Genomic DNA, 1,713 nt, shown 5'->3' with positions numbered 1-1,713 from the left:
GTGCGGTCTGGAGGGAGTCGAGCCCCGCCTCCAGCGCGTGCAGTTCGGACGCCTCGGCGCCGTCGCGTCCGGTGGCCAGTGTGATGGTGGCTTCAGGCGGCATTGCGGATCAGCTCCTCTCGCAGCCGGCGGGTGATCTCGTCGTCCAGACGCGCGGCCTCCACCGGGTCGGCCCCGGCGCGTACCTCGGCCGGGACCTCCCACTCGGCGGCGACGGTGCCGGGGCGCGAGCTGAGCAGCACGATCCGCTGGCCCAGCCGCAGTGCCTCCCGGACGTTGTGGGTCACGAACAGGATGGTGCGGCCGGTCTGCCGCCAGATCCGCTCCAGCTCCACATGGAGGAGGTCGCGGGTGATGGCGTCGACGGCCGCGAACGGCTCGTCCATCAGCAGCACGTGCCGGTCCTGCGCGAGCGCGCGGGCCAGGGCGACGCGCTGACGCATCCCGCCGGAGAGCTGGTGCGGGCGCCGGTCGGCGGCGTGGGAGAGCGAGACCAGCTCCAGGAGCTCGTCGACGCGGGCGCGACGCCCGTCGCGCGGCGTCCCGGCGAGGTCGAGCGCGAGCTCGACGTTGCGGCGGGCGGTCAGCCAGGGCAGCAGCGCAGCATCCTGGAACATCATGGCGACCGGGCCGCTCGGCACCGCGATCGCGCCGGTGGTCGGCTCCTCGAGTCCGGCGACGAGGTTCAGGATGGTCGACTTGCCGCATCCGGACGCGCCCAGCAGGCAGACGAACTCGCCGTCGCCGATGCGGAGATCCACGTCGTCGAGGACGACGGGTGCGTGGGCGCCGAAGCGCTTGCTGACGCCGGTCAGTGCGACGGCGGTGCGATCGAGGTCGGCCATGGTGCTACCCCAGTCCGCCGGAGGAGACGGCCGCCTGTCCGGCGGTCTTCCGGACAGCATTGAGGGCGGTGAGGTCGAACAGGCCCTTCAGCGAGCCCTTCGTCGCAAGACCCACGGCCGCCGCATGCTGCACGAGCGTCGGGAACGCCGCGGCATCCGGGTCGGTGTCGAACGAGACGTGGTCGAGCGCACGCGCGAGCACGCCGGTCGCCAGGGTCTTGCCCGTGTCGGCCTTCAGCTGGGCGTTGATGTCGGCGGCAGCCGTGGCCGGATCCTGCAGCGCGGCGACCGCGTCGGCATTGCCCTTCACGAGCGCCTGCACGGTCTGCGGATGCGCCTTCAGGAAGGCCGTCGACACTGCGAGCACGGTCGTCGGGAACCTCTTGGCTGGCCACAGCGACGCCTCGTCCACGAGGACCTTCGCGTTCCCGTCGATCACGAACCGCGACACCCAGGGCTCCGGCACCCACGCGCCGTCGATCTTCCCGGCCTGGAACAGCGTCAGCGCCTGGGCGTTGTCGGTCGGCGCGATGGTGAGGTCTCCCCCGCCGGTGAGCGAGGTGCGCAGACCCTGCTTCGTCAGCCAGTACCGCAGCGCCACGTCCTGCGTGTTGCCGAGCTGCGGCGACGCGATCGTCTTGCCTTTCAGCTCGCCGGCCGAGGTGATGTCGCCCTTCACGACGAGGGCTGCGCCGCCCGTGGCGACACCGGAGACGATCCTCAGCGACTGGCCGGCGCTCTTCAGGTAGGAGTTGATGGCGGGGCTCGGACCGATGTAGGCGGCGTCGATCGCGCCTGCACTGAGCGCTTCGATCTCGGCCGGACCGGCGTTGAACTGCTTGGTCTGCAGCTCCGTCTCACCCAGAGC

2 protein-coding genes are annotated in these 1,713 nt (G+C 71.5%); both read right to left on the bottom strand.

Annotation, left to right across the window (positions count from 1 at the left end; all coding sequences use genetic code 11):
- Positions 1-92: 92 nt before the first annotated feature.
- A complete protein-coding gene (locus ACPYOG_RS19110; RefSeq protein ID WP_192628204.1) occupies positions 93-845 on the bottom strand; it encodes an ABC transporter ATP-binding protein in 753 nt (250 codons plus the stop codon).
- Positions 846-849: 4 nt separating this feature from the next.
- On the bottom strand, positions 850-1,713 hold an 864-nt coding region (locus tag ACPYOG_RS19105; protein WP_481295718.1), incomplete at its 5' end, for an ABC transporter substrate-binding protein.

It is taken from the genome of Leifsonia sp. HAY1-4F, assembly GCF_056755275.1.
The sequence above is the reverse complement of the archived record's forward strand: the minus strand, read 5'-3'. Positions and strand labels throughout refer to the sequence as shown.

What these genes read in the sequence shown, in the direction of transcription:
- ACPYOG_RS19110 (WP_192628204.1), bottom strand. Translation starts at nt 845, where the DNA reads ATGGCCGACCTCGATCGCACCGCCGTCGCACTGACCGGCGTCAGCAAG.